Origin of the sequence: Pseudomonas sp. R1-6 (assembly GCF_051132115.1) — a bacterium.
GTDB lineage: Bacteria > Pseudomonadota > Gammaproteobacteria > Pseudomonadales > Pseudomonadaceae > Aquipseudomonas.
This window is the reverse complement of the sequence record NZ_CP071662.1, coordinates 4,454,263-4,468,924: the sequence shown is the minus strand read 5'-3', so window position 1 is coordinate 4,468,924 and position 14,662 is coordinate 4,454,263. Positions and strand designations below refer to the sequence as shown.

General features: G+C 62.1%; 12 protein-coding genes. All 12 read left to right on the top strand.

Translation table 11 applies throughout. The features are described from left to right. On the top strand, positions 1 to 1,347 hold the full coding sequence (murD, locus tag J3P81_RS20150) for a UDP-N-acetylmuramoyl-L-alanine--D-glutamate ligase (protein ID WP_434560523.1): 1,347 nt from the start codon (positions 1 to 3) through the stop codon (positions 1,345 to 1,347). Next, positions 1,344 to 2,561, top strand: a complete 1,218-nt coding sequence (ftsW, locus tag J3P81_RS20145; RefSeq protein WP_420765424.1) for a putative lipid II flippase FtsW — start codon at positions 1,344 to 1,346, stop codon at positions 2,559 to 2,561. The genes murD and ftsW overlap by 4 nt, the downstream gene beginning before the upstream one ends. Further along, the gene (gene murG, locus J3P81_RS20140) at positions 2,551 to 3,621 is read left to right on the top strand and encodes an undecaprenyldiphospho-muramoylpentapeptide beta-N-acetylglucosaminyltransferase (protein ID WP_420765423.1); all 1,071 of its coding nucleotides are present in this window, start codon (positions 2,551 to 2,553) and stop codon (positions 3,619 to 3,621) included. Before ftsW ends, murG begins: the two co-directional genes overlap by 11 nt. Next, entirely contained in the window at positions 3,614 to 5,074 is a 1,461-nt protein-coding gene (murC, locus tag J3P81_RS20135) for a UDP-N-acetylmuramate--L-alanine ligase (protein ID WP_420765422.1), read from the top strand. The genes murG and murC overlap by 8 nt, the downstream gene beginning before the upstream one ends. Beyond that, positions 5,071 to 6,036 (top strand): D-alanine--D-alanine ligase, encoded by a 966-nt coding sequence (locus J3P81_RS20130; protein ID WP_434560521.1) that lies wholly within the window; start codon positions 5,071 to 5,073, stop codon positions 6,034 to 6,036. Before murC ends, J3P81_RS20130 begins: the two co-directional genes overlap by 4 nt. Positions 6,037 to 6,039: 3 nt before the next feature. After that, complete coding sequence (locus tag J3P81_RS20125) at positions 6,040 to 6,906, top strand: cell division protein FtsQ/DivIB (protein ID WP_042729561.1); 867 nt, start codon at positions 6,040 to 6,042, stop codon at positions 6,904 to 6,906. Between the two features lie 15 nt (positions 6,907 to 6,921). Then, positions 6,922 to 8,181 carry a cell division protein FtsA gene (gene ftsA / locus J3P81_RS20120; RefSeq protein WP_003205342.1) on the top strand — a complete coding sequence of 420 codons (1,260 nt, stop codon included), beginning with the start codon at positions 6,922 to 6,924 and terminating at the stop codon, positions 8,179 to 8,181. A gap of 97 nt (positions 8,182 to 8,278) precedes the next feature. After that, positions 8,279 to 9,472 (top strand): cell division protein FtsZ, encoded by a 1,194-nt coding sequence (gene ftsZ / locus J3P81_RS20115; RefSeq protein WP_434560519.1) that lies wholly within the window; start codon positions 8,279 to 8,281, stop codon positions 9,470 to 9,472. Positions 9,473 to 9,584: 112 nt separating this feature from the next. Further along, complete coding sequence (gene lpxC, locus J3P81_RS20110) at positions 9,585 to 10,496, top strand: UDP-3-O-acyl-N-acetylglucosamine deacetylase (RefSeq protein WP_095106092.1); 912 nt, start codon at positions 9,585 to 9,587, stop codon at positions 10,494 to 10,496. Positions 10,497 to 10,848: 352 nt separating this feature from the next. Beyond that, positions 10,849 to 13,239, top strand: a complete 2,391-nt coding sequence (locus J3P81_RS20105) for a type VI secretion system Vgr family protein (RefSeq protein ID WP_434560517.1) — start codon at positions 10,849 to 10,851, stop codon at positions 13,237 to 13,239. Between the two features lie 16 nt (positions 13,240 to 13,255). Then, positions 13,256 to 14,005 (top strand): DUF4123 domain-containing protein, encoded by a 750-nt coding sequence (locus J3P81_RS20100; RefSeq protein ID WP_434564146.1) that lies wholly within the window; start codon positions 13,256 to 13,258, stop codon positions 14,003 to 14,005. A 135-nt stretch (positions 14,006 to 14,140) separates the two neighbouring features. Beyond that, positions 14,141 to 14,647, top strand: coding sequence for a DUF3304 domain-containing protein (locus J3P81_RS20095; RefSeq protein ID WP_434564145.1), 507 nt, complete (start codon positions 14,141 to 14,143; stop codon positions 14,645 to 14,647). The last annotated feature ends 15 nt before the right edge of the window (positions 14,648 to 14,662 follow it).

Genomic DNA, 14,662 nt, shown 5'->3' with positions numbered 1-14,662 from the left:
GTGTCCCTGATCGCTTCTGACCACTTCCGCATCGTTGTCGGCCTCGGCAAGAGCGGCATGTCCCTGGTTCGCTTCCTGGCGAACCGGGGCGTGTCGTTTGCCGTGGCCGATACGCGGGAAAATCCCCCTGAGCTGGCCACGCTGCGCCGTGACTATCCGCAGGTGGACGTGCGTTGTGGCGAGCTGGACGTCGAGTTCCTGTGCCGCGCCGATGAGCTCTACGTGAGCCCCGGCCTGGCCCTGGCGACTCCGGCGCTGCAGGCTGCGGCTGCCCGAGGCGTGAAACTGTCCGGCGACATCGAGCTGTTCGCCCGCAACGCGAAGGCGCCGATTGTCGCCATCACCGGCTCCAACGCGAAAAGCACCGTGACCACTCTGGTCGGTGAAATGGCCGCGGCGGCCGGCAAGCGCGTCGCCGTGGGCGGCAACCTGGGGACTCCGGCCCTGGACTTGCTCGGCGATGACATCGAGCTGTATGTCATGGAACTGTCGAGCTTCCAGCTTGAGACCACCGACCATCTCGGCGCCGAAGTGGCGACGGTGCTCAACATCAGCGAAGACCACATGGACCGCTACAGCGGCCTGCCCGCGTATCACCTGGCCAAGCACCGGGTCTTCCGTGGCGCCCGCCAGGTCGTGTTCAACCGCCAGGACGCGTTGACCCGTCCGCTGATGGGTGAAGGGCTGCCGTGCTGGACCTTCGGCTTGGGTGTTCCGGATTTCAAAGGCTTCGGCTTGCGTGAAGAGAACGGCGAAAAATACCTCGCTTTCCAATTCCAGAACCTGATGCCAGTGCGTGAGTTGAAAATCCGCGGCGCCCACAACCAGGCCAATGCCCTTGCGGCGCTGGCCCTGGGCCACGCGGTCGGTCTGCCGTTCGACGCCATGCTCTCGGCCTTGCGCCAGTTCGCAGGGCTGGAACACCGCTGCCAATGGGTGCGCGATCTGGATGGCGTGGCCTGGTACAACGATTCCAAGGCCACCAATGTCGGTGCCGCGCTGGCGGCCATCGAAGGCCTGGGCGCGGACATCGACGGCAAGCTCGTGCTGATCGCCGGTGGTGACGGCAAGGGCGCCGACTTCAAGGACCTGCGCGGCCCCGTGGCCGCCAATTGCCGTGCCGTGGTGCTGATGGGCCGCGACCGCGAACTGATCGCCCAGGCGTTGGGCGATGCGGTGCCGCTGGTTCGTGTCGCTTCGCTGGATGAGGCGGTGCAGCAATGCCGCGCCCTCGCGCAATCGGGCGATGCCGTCCTGTTGTCGCCGGCCTGCGCCAGTTTCGACATGTTCAAGAACTACGAAGAGCGCGGGCGCCTGTTCGCCCAGGCCGTGGAGGACTTGGCATGAGCTTGCTGAACATCATCAAGCCGTACCCGTCGCCGCTGATCACCGGCCGTGGCATCGACCTCGATTTCCCGATGCTCGCCGGTTGCCTGGCATTGCTCGGCCTGGGCCTGGTGATGATCACCTCTGCGTCGTCGGAAGTGGCTGCCGTTCAGTCGGGCAACACGCTTTACCACATGATCCGCCATCTGATTTACCTGGTGATCGGCCTGGGTGCCTGCATCGTGACCATGATGGTGCCGATCGCCACTTGGCAACGCCTGGGCTGGATGATGCTGTTGGGGGCCTTCGGCCTGCTGGTCATGGTGTTGGTGCCGGGCATCGGCCGCGAGGTCAACGGCTCGATGCGCTGGATCGGCTTCAGTTTTTTCAACGTCCAGCCTTCGGAAATCGCCAAGGTCTTCGTGGTGATTTTCCTTGCCGGTTACCTGGTGCGTCGCCAGAAGGAAGTGCGCGAAAGCTGGATGGGCTTCTTCAAGCCATTCATCGTGTTGCTGCCCATGGCGGGCCTGTTGCTGATGGAGCCGGACTTCGGCGCCACGGTAGTGATGATGGGCGCGGCTGCGGCGATGCTGTTTCTCGGTGGGGTCGGGCTGTTCCGCTTCATCCTGATGGTGGCGCTGGCCGTGGCGGCGGTGACCGTGCTGGTGCAGGCACAACCGTATCGAATGGCGCGCCTGATCACGTTTACCGATCCGTGGGCCGACCAGTTCGGTTCCGGCTATCAATTGACCCAGGCCTTGATCGCCTTCGGCCGTGGCGAGTGGCTGGGCGTGGGTTTGGGCAACAGTGTGCAGAAGCAGTTCTATCTGCCGGAAGCGCATACCGACTTCGTGTTTTCGGTACTGGCCGAAGAACTCGGCGTCGTGGGCTCCTTGTGCACCGTTGCACTGTTCGTGTTCGTCTGCGTGCGCGGCATGTACATCGGCTTGTGGGCCGAGAAGGCCAAGCAGTTCTTCGCCGCGTATGTGGCGTATGGCCTGTCGTTCCTGTGGATCGGCCAGTTCCTGATCAACATCGGCGTGAACGTCGGCCTGTTGCCGACCAAGGGCCTGACGCTGCCGTTCCTCAGTTATGGCGGCAGCTCCCTGGTGATCTGCTGTGCCTGTCTCGGCCTGTTGCTGCGCATCGAATGGGAGAGCCGAACCCACTTGGGCAGCGAAGAGATGGAATTCCAGGAGAGCGACTTCGCCGAGGAGCCGACTCATGGGCGCTAACGTGCTGATCATGGCGGGCGGTACCGGCGGGCATGTGTTCCCGGCGCTGGCCTGTGCCCGGGAGTTCCAGGCGCGCGGCTACACCGTGCATTGGCTGGGTACGCCACGGGGCATCGAGAATGAGTTGGTGCCCGCCGCTGGCCTGGAGCTGCACCGGATCAATGCCAGCGGCCTGCGGGGCAAAGGCAAGCTGTCGCTGCTCAAGGCGCCGCTGATGCTGCTCAAGTCGGTCTGGCAGGCGCGGGCGATCATTCGTCGGCTGCGGCCGGTGTGCGTGGTCGGTTTTGGTGGCTATGTGACCGGCCCCGGCGGTGTTGCGGCAAAACTGGCCGGTGTGCCGGTGATCGTCCACGAGCAGAACGCCGTGGCCGGTACCGCCAATCGGTTATTGGTGCCGTTGGCCGCCCGGGTGTGTGAAGCCTTCCCGGACACCTTTACCCTGTCGGGCAGCCGTCGCACCACGGGTAATCCCGTGCGTACGGAGCTGTTCCTCGCTGCACCGCGCCCGGCCCTGGCCGGACGCAAGGCGCGTTTGCTGGTCCTGGGCGGAAGCCTGGGGGCCGAACCGTTGAACAAGCTGCTGCCCGAAGCCCTGTCGCAGGTTGCCCCCGAACTGCGGCCGGAAGTGTTTCACCAGGCCGGCAAAAACCACGATGAAGTGACTGCCGAACGCTATCGCGCCGCTGGCGTCGAGGCGCAAGTGCAGCCCTTCATCAAAGACATGGCCCAGGCCTATGGCTGGGCCGACCTGGTGGTCTGTCGCGCAGGCGCGCTGACCATCAGTGAACTGGCTGCCGCCGGTCTGCCCTCGATGCTGGTGCCTTTGCCCCATGCCATCGACGATCACCAGACTCGCAACGCCGATTATTTGGCCCGTGAAGGCGCTGCCTTCCTGATGCCGCAAAGAACGACTGGCGCCGCGGATCTTGCCGCGCGCCTGACAGAGGTCTTGATGCAGCCGCAAACACTCGAAGACATGGCTCGCGCCGCGCGCCGCCTGGCCAAACCCGATGCCACGGCCCAAGTGGTCGACACCTGCCTGGAGGTGGCCCATGGTTGAGAATCGCAAAGCCATGCCACAACCGGAAATGCGCCGCATCCGTCGCATCCACTTCGTCGGTATCGGCGGCGTGGGCATGTGCGGGATCGCCGAGGTGTTGCTGAACCTGGGTTACCAGGTCTCGGGTTCCGACCTGAAGGCTTCCCCGGTCACCGAACGCCTGGAATCGTTCGGTGCGCAGATCTTTATCGGCCACCGTGCCGAGAACGCCGCCAATGCCGACGTGCTGGTGGTGTCCAGCGCCGTGAACACCTCCAACCCGGAGGTTGCCACCGCCCTGGAACGTCGTATTCCCGTGGTGCCACGGGCCGAGATGCTGGCCGAGCTGATGCGTTATCGCCACGGCATCGCCGTCGCCGGCACCCACGGCAAGACCACCACCACCAGCCTGATCGCCTCGGTGTTCGCCGCCGGTGGCCTGGACCCGACCTTTGTGATCGGTGGTCGTCTGAATGCCGCGGGCACCAATGCCCAGCTGGGCACCAGCCGCTACCTGATCGCCGAAGCCGACGAGAGCGACGCGAGCTTCCTGCACCTGCAACCGCTGGTGGCCGTGGTGACCAACATCGACGCCGACCACATGGCGACCTACGACGGCGACTTCAACAAACTGAAGAAAACCTTCGTCGAGTTCCTCCACAACCTGCCGTTCTATGGTTTGGCCGTGGTGTGCCTGGACGACCCGGTGGTTCGTGAAATCCTGCCACTGATCAAGCGCCCAACCGTGACCTACGGCTTTGGGGAAGAAGCCGATGTGCGCGCCATCAATGTGCGCCAGAAGGGCATGCAGACCTTCTTCACCGTGTTGCGTCCTGACCGCGAGCCGTTGGACGTCTCGGTGAACATGCCCGGCAACCACAACGTGCTCAATGCCTTGGCCACCATCTGCATAGCCACCGACGAAGGCGTCAGCGACGAAGCCATCGTCCAGGGCTTGTCGGGCTTCCAGGGCGTGGGCCGACGTTTTCAGGTCTACGGCGAGCTGCCGGTGGACGGCGGTAACGTGATGCTGGTGGACGATTACGGCCACCACCCGACCGAAGTCGCGGCGGTGATCAAGGCCGTGCGCGGTGGTTGGCCGGAGCGGCGTCTGGTGATGGTCTATCAACCGCACCGGTACAGCCGCACCCGCGACCTGTACGACGATTTTGTCCAGGTCCTGGCCGATGCCAACGTGCTGCTGTTGATGGAAGTCTATCCGGCCGGCGAAGAGCCGATCCCCGGCGCCGACAGCCGCCAGCTGTGCCACAGCATCCGCCAGCGTGGCCAGTTGGACCCGATCTACATCGACCGTGGCGTGGACCTCGCGCCGCTGGTCAAGCCATTGCTGCGCGCTGGGGACATCCTGCTGTGCCAGGGCGCGGGTGACATCGGTGGCCTGGCCCCGAAATTGTTGAATAGTCCGTTATTCGCCGGAGCCATCGTGGCCTCCAGCGAGGGGAAACTGAAATGACTGCTGCATACGCCAACCTGGCCTCGACCCTTGACCCGAAAGCCTTCGGCCGCGTCGCCGTGCTGTTCGGCGGCAAGAGTGCCGAGCGCGAGGTGTCCCTCAAGTCCGGTAACGCCGTGTTGCAAGCCTTGCAGAGCGCTGGCGTCGACGCCTTCGGCATCGACGTGGGCGACGATTTCCTGCAGCGCCTGCTGAGCGAAAAAATCGACCGTGCGTTCATCATTCTCCACGGTCGCGGCGGCGAAGACGGCAGCATGCAAGGGCTGCTCGAATGCCTGGGCATTCCCTACACCGGCAGCGGCATCCTCGCGTCGGCCCTGGCGATGGACAAGCTGCGCACCAAGCAGGTCTGGCACAGCCTCGGCATTCCGACGCCGCGTCACGCCGTGCTCGCCAGCGAGGCCGATTGTATTTCGGCGGCCACGGAACTGGGCTTTCCTTTGATCGTCAAACCGGCCCATGAAGGTTCCAGTATTGGCATGGCGAAAGTGAATTCGCTGCCTGAGTTGACCGCAGCCTGGAAGGACGCCAGTTCCTACGATTCGCAAGTGTTGGTCGAGCAATGGATCACCGGTCCGGAGTTCACCATCGCCACCCTGCGTGATCAGGTGTTGCCCCCGATTGCCCTGGGCACGCCCCACACGTTCTACGACTACGACGCCAAATACATCGCCAATGACACCCAGTACCGCATTCCCTGCGGGCTGGATGCCGCCAAGGAAAAAGAACTGATGGACCTCACGGCCAAGGCCTGTGAGGCGCTGGGCATCGCCGGTTGGGGCCGGGCGGACGTGATGCAGGACGCCGATGGGCAGTTCTGGTTCCTGGAAGTCAACACCGCCCCCGGCATGACCGATCACAGCCTGGTGCCGATGGCGGCGCGTGCCGCCGGCCTGGATTTCCAGCAACTGGTGATGGCGATCCTGGCTGCCAGTGTCGGCCATCAAGAGCCAAGAGGTTAAGCCATGCAAGGCGCATCGCTTCGTCATCAGCCATCCGCACCCGGTCGCAAGCCGGTGCCGCGGGGTGCCAGCCGAATGGTGGCCAAAGAGCCGATGTCGGCGCGCTTGCCGAAAGCCAATTTTGGTTTTCTCAAGAGCCTGTTCTGGCCGGTGCTGCTGGTGGCGTTGGGGTTCGGCACGTATGAAGGCGCGCAACGGTTGCTGCCTTATGCCGACCGGCCGATTGCCCGGATCAATGTCCAGGGCGACCTGAGCTACATCAGCCAGCAGGCGGTGCAGCAGCGGATTGCCCCGTTCGTCGCGTCGAGCTTCTTCACCATCGACCTGGCGGGCATGCGCACGGAACTGGAGCAGATGCCCTGGATCGCCCACGCCGAAGTCCGGCGAGTGTGGCCGGACCAGGTGTCGATCCGCCTGGAAGAGCAATTGCCGGTGGCCCGTTGGGGCGACGAGTCGCTGTTGAACAACCAGGGCCAGGCGTTTACGCCACGGGAACTGGCCAATTATGAACATTTGCCCCAACTGTTCGGTCCACAGCGGGCCCAGCAACAAGTGATGCAGCAATACCAGGTGTTGAGCCAGATGTTGCGGCCATTGGGCTTCTCCATCGCGCGCCTGGAATTGCGTGAACGCGGCAGCTGGTTCCTGACCACTGGCGCGGGCAGCTCGGGGCCGGGCATCGAGCTGCTGCTCGGGCGCGGCAACCTGGTGGAAAAGATGCGCCGCTTCATCGCCATCTATGACAAGACGCTCAAAGAACAGATTACGAACATTGCGCGCATCGATCTGCGCTACGCCAACGGCCTCGCTGTTGGCTGGCGGGAACCTGTAGCGCCGACGACGGCCGAACCCGCCGTCGCGAAGAATTAAGAAGAGGCAGGACCCATGGCAAACGTGCAAAGCGGGAAAATGATCGTCGGTCTGGATATCGGCACTTCCAAGGTGGTTGCGCTGGTAGGCGAGGTCGCGGACGACGGCACGCTGGTCATCGTCGGAATCGGTACACACCCGTCCCGCGGCTTGAAAAAAGGCGTGGTGGTGAACATCGAGTCCACCGTGCAATCGATCCAGCGCGCCATCGAAGAAGCGCAGCTGATGGCCGGTTGCCGGATCCACTCGGCGTTCGTCGGCGTGGCGGGCAATCACATCCGCAGCCTGAACTCCCACGGCATCGTGGCGATTCGTGATCGCGAAGTCAGCTCCGCCGACCTCGAGCGCGTACTCGACGCGGCCCAGGCCGTAGCGATTCCGGCCGACCAGCGCGTGCTGCACACCCTGCCGCAGGACTACGTGATCGATAACCAGGAAGGCGTGCGCGAGCCCCTGGGCATGTCGGGCGTGCGCCTGGAAGCCAAGGTCCACGTGGTGACCTGTGCGGTGAACGCCGCGCAGAACATCGAGAAATGCGTGCGCCGCTGCGGCCTGGAAATCGACGACATCATCCTCGAGCAGCTGGCCTCGGCGTACTCGGTGCTGACCGACGACGAGAAAGAGCTGGGCGTATGCCTGGTGGACATCGGCGGCGGCACCACGGACATCGCGATCTTCACCGAAGGCGCGATTCGCCACACGGCCGTGATCCCGATTGCAGGCGATCAGGTGACCAACGACATCGCGATGGCGCTGCGCACCCCGACCCAGTACGCCGAGGAAATCAAGATCCGCTACGCCTGCGCCCTGGCGAAACTGGCCGGTGCCGGTGAAACCATCAAGGTGCCGAGCGTCGGCGACCGTCCGCCGCGCGAACTGTCGCGCCAGGCGCTGGCCGAAGTGGTCGAGCCGCGTTACGACGAGTTGTTCACGCTGATCCAGGCCGAACTGCGTCGCAGTGGCTACGAAGACCTGATCCCGGCCGGCATCGTGCTGACCGGCGGTACGTCGAAGATGGAAGGCGCGGTCGAGCTGGCCGAAGAGATTTTCCACATGCCGGTGCGCCTGGGCGTGCCGCATGGCGTCAAGGGGCTGGACGACGTGGTCCGCAACCCGATCTATTCCACCGGCGTGGGCCTGTTGATGTACGGCCTGCAGAAGCAATCCGACGGGATCTCGTTCTCGGGGATTGGCAGCCGCGATAGCTACAGCAGCGACGAGCCCAAGGCTCCGCTGTTCGAGCGGCTCCAGGCCTGGGTGAAAGGCAATTTCTAAAGATTCAAGCTTCAGGCGCCGGGTTTCAGGCTCGGCGTTGCAAGACGGCAATAAAACGCAGTAGGCGAAAAAACTAGAGAATGAAAGGAGAGGGAACATGTTCGAACTCGTAGACAACATCCCCGCTAGCCCGGTTATCAAAGTAATCGGTGTCGGCGGTGGCGGCGGCAACGCTGTCAACCACATGGTCAAGAGCAACATCGAAGGCGTCGAATTCATCTGCGCCAACACCGATGCTCAAGCGCTGAAAAACATCGGCGCGCGGACCATCCTTCAACTGGGCACCGGCGTGACCAAGGGCCTGGGTGCCGGCGCGAATCCCGAGGTTGGCCGTCAGGCTGCCCTGGAAGACCGCGAGCGCATCGCTGAAGTCCTGGCCGGCACCAACATGGTGTTCATCACCACGGGCATGGGCGGTGGTACCGGTACCGGTGCAGCGCCGATCATTGCCGAAGTGGCCAAGGAAATGGGCATCCTCACCGTTGCGGTGGTGACCCGTCCGTTCCCGTTCGAAGGCCGCAAGCGCATGCAGATCGCCGATGAAGGCATCCGCGCGCTGAGCGAAAGCGTCGACTCGTTGATCACCATCCCCAACGAGAAGCTGCTGACCATCCTGGGTAAAGACGCAAGCCTGCTGTCGGCTTTCGCCAAGGCTGACGATGTACTGGCCGGTGCCGTTCGCGGTATCTCCGACATCATCAAGCGTCCAGGCATGATCAACGTCGACTTTGCCGACGTGCGCACCGTGATGTCCGAAATGGGCATGGCAATGATGGGCACTGGCTGCGCCAGCGGTCCGAACCGTGCTCGCGAAGCCACCGAAGCGGCCATCCGCAACCCGCTGCTGGAAGATGTAAACCTGCAGGGCGCCCGCGGCATCCTGGTGAACATCACCGCCGGTCCGGACTTGTCTTTGGGCGAGTACTCCGACGTGGGTAGCATCATCGAGGCATTCGCTTCCGACCACGCGATGGTCAAGGTCGGCACCGTGATCGATCCGGACATGCGTGACGAGCTGCACGTGACCGTGGTTGCCACTGGCCTGGGCGCGAAAATCGAGAAGCCGATGAAGGTGATCGACAACACCGTGCAGACTGCCATGGCTTCGCAGCCACAGCAGCCAGCTGCCGCTCGTCAGGAAACGCCTGCGGTGAACTACCGTGACCTGGACCGTCCGACCGTCATGCGCAACCAGGCCCAGGCCGGTGCTGCGACTGCCGCGAAGTTGAATCCGCAAGATGATCTGGATTACCTGGACATCCCGGCTTTCCTGCGTCGTCAGGCCGATTGATGGAATGTATCAGGGGTATACGGGTGATTGGTGTTCAGCAAAGGTCTGGTCTGCTATCATCGCCAGCCTTTGTTGATACCAGTTCGCAATTTGCGCTGAAGCGGCCCATGCCATGATTAAACAACGCACCCTGAAGAATATTATCCGTGCCACAGGTGTCGGCCTGCACTCCGGCGAGAAGGTCTACCTGACCCTCAAGCCCGCGCCTGTCGACACCGGCATCGTGTTTTGTCGTGCCGACCTCGACCCTGTGGTGCAGATTCCTGCTCGCGCGGAAAACGTCGGTGAAACCACTATGTCGACCACACTGGTCAACGGTGACGTCAAAGTGGACACGGTGGAGCATTTGCTCTCGGCCATGGCTGGCCTGGGCATCGATAACGCCTACGTCGAGCTCTCCGCGTCCGAAGTCCCGATCATGGATGGCAGTGCCGGACCCTTCGTATTCCTGATTCAATCGGCTGGCCTGGAAGAGCAGGACGCGGCCAAGAAATTCATCCGCATCCTGCGGGAAGTGACAGTGGAAGACGGCGACAAGCGCGCCACTTTCGTCCCTTTCGAAGGGTTCAAGGTGAGCTTCGAGATCGATTTCGATCACCCGGTTTTCCGTGACCGCACCCAGAGTGCAAGCGTGGATTTTTCCAGCACTTCGTTCGTAAAAGAAGTCAGCCGCGCCCGTACCTTCGGTTTCATGAGTGACATCGAGTACCTGCGCAAGCACAACCTCGCACTCGGCGGCAGCGTTGAAAATGCGATCGTGGTCGACTCCGATGGCGTGTTGAACGAAGACGGCCTTCGTTATGAAGACGAATTCGTCAAGCACAAGATCCTCGACGCAATCGGCGACCTCTACCTGCTGGGCAATAGCCTGATTGGTGAGTTCAAGGGCTTCAAGTCCGGCCACGCACTGAACAACCAGCTGCTGCGCAAGTTGATTGAGCAGAAAGATGCTTGGGAAGTCGTGACGTTCGAAGACGCCAGCACCGCACCCATCTCTTACATGCGTCCTGTCGCGGCCGTGTAAGCAAAAAACCTCTCTAGTTTTTTAAGGGCTGCCTTCGGGTGGCCCTTTTTTATGGCGGCAATGAACCCCGTGTGGGTCATTTCCTAAGGGATTGCGATATTCCCCTATAGGACGCTTCCCAAACGTCGCCGAACCCGTTGTTACTCGATGGAACAACCCTCTGAAGTAAGTCACGCTGAATGCCCTTGAAAACCAATCCCGCGTAAGACGCGGGCACCAAGGGAAGTCATGCCAGCAGACCGATCTGAACAGCACCAACTCGATTTCAATCAAAGCGACGCCGACACGGTTTTTGCCCCGTCACGTTCCCTCTTGGAACAAGCGGCTGCAAACGCCTGGGGGGATCGGCAACATGCTTGATCAACGGCCCACCTTCTTCGACCACAGCCGCCACACTCTGAGCGTCTGCGACCTCACAGCCCATCTCGACGTCCTGGCCTTCATCGGCGAGGAGCACCTGAGCCGGCCCTACCACTACCGCATCGAATTCACCTGCACCGAGCGCGACCTGGTGGTCACCGACCTGCTCAACCGGGATGCCTACTTCAGTCTTTACCCGCTGCCGCCACCGCCGACGCCCAAGGGCTTCGCGCCGCCGGAGATCAAGCCGCTGCGCACGTTCAATGGCGCGATCACGGCGTTCAAGCGCCTGTCCGGCTCCAACGACGAAGCCCGCTACGAAATCACGTTGCAACCGCGTTTCGCGCTGCTGGCGCGGGGCAAGCAGTTTCGGATCTACCAGCACCAGTCGGTGCCGCAGATCGTCGAACACATCCTGCGCACGCGCCATGATTTCCGGGGCCAGCATTTCTATTTCAATGTGGTGCGCGACTACCCCCGGCGTGAACAGGTCATGCAATACGACGAAAGCGACCTGGCCTTCATCGAGCGCCTGTTGGCCGATGTCGGCATCTGGTACCGCGTCGTCAGCGATGACCGCCTGAGCATCGACGTGGTAGAGTTTCACGACGACCAGCGGCACTACCAGCGCGGCGTCAAATTGCCGTGTCGCCCGCCGTCCGGCTTGTGCGCCAACGAGCAGGACGCGGTCTGGCACCTGCAAACCGCCCACCAGGTGGTGGAAAAAAACATCAACTTTCGCGCCTACCACCATCGCGAGGCCTACGCATTCCTCGACGGCGAGGTCGACCATACCCGCCGCGCCAAGGGCACCTACGGCGAGGCCTATCACTACGGCGAACCTTACACGGTGCTGGGCGAGCGCTACGCCCTGGACGAGGACCTGCAAAGCGAAAGTGGTTTTTTCTACGCGCGCCTGCGCCATGAACTCTACCTCAACGACCAGACCCGCCTCAGCGGCACCACCAGCAGCGCTACCCTGGCCCCGGCCCAGATGCTCGAAATCACCGGCGGCGCGCCCCAGGCCTTCGAGTTCGGCGCGGTGATCGTCAGCCTGCGCACCGAAGCGGCCCGGGACCGCAGCTTCATCGCCACCTTCCAAGCGATTCCTTACTCGGAAACCGTGTGCTTTCGCCCACCGCTGCCGCCCAAGCCGCGCATCAGCGGCACCATTCCCGCCCGCGTCAGTCACCCGGAAGTCAACCCGCCGTACGCTGACCTCGACTTCGAGGGCCGCTACAAGGTGCGCTTCCTGTTCGACCGCGACACCTGGCAAGCCGGCCGCGAAAGCGCCTGGCTGCGCCTGGCCCGACCCTACGGCGGCGACACCCACGGCCTGCATTTCCCGCTGCAGGCCGGCACCGAAGTGGCGGTGGCCTTCGAGCACGGCGACCCCGACCGCCCCTACATCGCCCACGCCCTGCACGACGACCGGCACCCGGACCCCGTCACCGCCCGCAACGAGCGCCGCAACGTGCTGCGCACCCCGAGCAACAACAAACTGCGCATGGACGACACCCGCGGACAGGAGCACATCAAGCTCAGCACCGAGCACAGCGGCAAGAGCCAGTTGAACCTGGGGCATCTGGTGGATGCCGAGCAGACGAAGCGGGGGGAAGGGTTTGAGTTGCGCACCGATGGACATGGCGCCCTTCGTGCGGGCAAGGGGGTGTTTATCAGTGCTGATGAGCAAACCCAGGCCAAGGGCGACGTCCTCACCATGGACCCGGCCACCGCCCAGGTCGAAGGTGCCAGACAGCAGATGGCCGAATGGCAGGACATCGCCCAGGCCCACCACAGCCGCAAACCCGACCTGCGCGGCTTGGAACAACTCCAGGCCGACGCAAAAGACCTTTCGGCCGCCGCCATCCTGCTCAGCGCCCCCCAGGGCATCGGCGCCGTCACCCCGGCCAGCCTGCTGCTCAAGAGCGGCGACGCGCTGTACCTGCAAAGCCACAACGAAATCAACCTCGCCGCCGCCAAGCGGCTATCGGCCCACGCCAACCAGGGCATCTCGCTGCTGGCCCAACAGGAAGGCCTGCGCCTGGTCTCCGGCAAAGGTCCCCTGGACATCGAATCCCACGGCGATGGGCTGGGCATGAAAGCCCAGCAGGACATCACCGTGCAGTCGGTGCAGGGGCATGTGCAGGTGACGGCGAAGAATGGCCTCACCCTGGCGTGTGGGGGTGGGTTCATTCGGATTACCCCGACCGGCGCAATCGATATCCATAGCCCCGGCAAGCTGAACCTCAAGGGGCAGCACGTCTGGGAACTGCCTGCCGGGCAATCTTTTGCACTGGCGGATTTGCCGCAATCGGTGTGCAAGGAATGCCTGGAGATGGCCCGCGAAAACGCCGTGGGAATTCTTCCGCGTGAAAGCTGAAATAAGGAATACATACATGGCAGCGCCAAGCGAATGGCAACAGCAGATAGAACACGTCTGCGTGACTGCGGACATACAGCGAGTGGACCTTTTGCTGGACCAGTCCGACTGGGACAGCTGCGCTATCCCGGCCCTGAAACAAATAACGCCAGAGATAGCATGGCATTCGTTGTTTACCGGTACACCGGAGGAAAACCTGCTGGAGCAAGCGCCGCTGTTGATGCGGCTGGATCTGGCGCATTGGCAACATCGAGCCTGGCTGGAAGAACTCATGACTCACTGTGCAGCCGATGCCCGGCTGTTGGTCGCGATCTCCCCGTTGCCCTTCGACGCGCTCAGCCTGGCCCTGCAAACCTTGTCCCAAATGAATTGGGGTGGGCAGCCAGGCTTGTTGCGGTACTACGACCCGCGAATCTTCCCTCTGTTGATTTCCTCCATCTTGAGCGACCAACAGCGCCTCCAATTCCTGCTCCCTGTCAGTTACTGGAGCTGGCTGGATCGGGACGGCCAGCCGCAATGGCGACGGGGCGCCAGCCAGACACGGGGGCGCATCGACATACCGCCCACCGTCGAACTGAGTGATGAGCAATGCGACCTGATCGGATGCATCTCCGATGCGCAGCAGCTTTTTGATAGCGGCCAATTTGATCAGCTTGAGGAAAGTCAGGAGCAGCGTTTCGCGTTGTTATATCGGCTGGTCGTAAAGGCGAACAAAGAGAATTACTTCAACGATCTCAGCGAGTATGTGCGCAACTGCGCTTTTTAGCTCCAGGGAGGACCGGCAATGGTCGCGGTGGCTATTGCTGCATAACGGATCGCATGCAAAAAAAAGATTCCGGACGAAGCGGTTTTTTGCGTGATTTAGGAAGTTGATAAAAAGGACTTTTCCATGAAGCAGTTGATGTTCCGCAAATCGATAGTGCGAGGTTCTTGTGCCTTGCTGGGGTTGATGTTGCATGGGTGTTCTTCACCGGACAACAAGATGGCGGGAGGGAACTTGGCTGCCGTCAATCACACCTTGGGCGCGATTAATTGGTTTTCCGTCAACGGTTACAGGGCTCATGGAGGAGGAGGCAGTTCATGCTGCATTGTTATGCCGATCAAATGGCGCCCGGGCTTGATGGCTTATATTGAATGGGAGGTGGATCCTAATCGACACGCAAAATTACCTTCGGTCACCTCAATTGAGTTTCGCGAAGCATATGCCAAACATTCGGCTAACTACCAGCGACATAGCGCTACGGTAGAAATCCCGGAATGGCCAGGAACGGAATCCTGTGATTTGAAAGTGCATTTTCTGACTTGCAATCAAATCAAGGTTACTACCGCGTGTGCGGTGTACGGCCAGCCGAACTATCCCATCAAAGAAAAAAAACAGATGAAGGAGCCTGCCGTATGCCCGAAATAGAAACTAATTCGAGGG